Below are 869 nucleotides of genomic sequence, written 5' to 3'. Positions count from 1 at the left end.
GAAGATATGCGTTCGTCGTTATTTCTCCGGGGAGAACTTCGCACGCGGTGTCTTGGCACGCTTCGATGGCAAATGCCGATATGTCGAGGATTGTTTTGGCTGCGAGTAGCGGCTCCCCCCCGAACCAGCTCAACCTCAAGGTGTCTAGGTCGCCTGAACGGGCGGCAATTAGATTTTTCACTGCTTGAACGATCTCCGGTTTCATTCGGTCAATTTCAAATGTTTCATAGCAGTAAGTACACCTGAAATTGCATTTCTCCGTCGGCAGTATGATGAGTTCCAGTGATTTGGGATTTACCGCCTGGCCCAATGCCCTGTTAATGTCGCTCATGAGTCGCTCGCTTATGAATTCAGATCGCCAGGGGGGCTTAACCCCCTGGCGAGGATGGTTAAGTTACTTAAACTGGTCCACAGGGGCAACCCTGATTACCATGATCAGGACACCAGGCGTTGCCTGAGGGGATCGGTGAAAGCCCGCCGCCGCCCACATAGTCGAGTAGTGCGTCGTCCAATACGCTTACGCGTCCGCGGTCATCCAGCGAGACAATATCAGTTTTAACTAATTTCACTGCCAATATCTCCAGTTTGAAACATCGCCATTTATGCGAATGGCGTAATCGCCTCCGATGCCCTGCGGAAATTCCCCATGGCTTCAAAGAGCAAGGGTCGTTAGGAAACCCTGTTTTGGTAAAGCCGACATTGACTGGGCTTTTCGACGGCTGGTCAAACCGGTGGGCCGCACGGGCAACCCGTATTATTCGAGTTGGGGCAAATCAAATTCCGCTCGGCCGCGGCTGTGAATTGGCCACCGCCGACATAGTCGAGAAGTCCCTCATCCAGGACGGTGATGCGCCCTGAGTCGTCCACCG

1 protein-coding gene is annotated in these 869 nt (G+C 53.3%); it reads right to left on the bottom strand.

Going from position 1 to position 869, the window contains the following annotated elements:
* Positions 1–331 (bottom strand): radical SAM protein (locus AC1DU6_RS33340; protein ID WP_477862620.1); only part of this gene is annotated, 331 nt, incomplete at its 3' end.
* Positions 332–869: the final 538 nt, after the last annotated feature.

The sequence above is a fragment of the Roseateles sp. P5_B10 genome, assembly GCF_056400485.1.
This window is presented reverse-complemented; position numbering and strand designations above follow the sequence as displayed.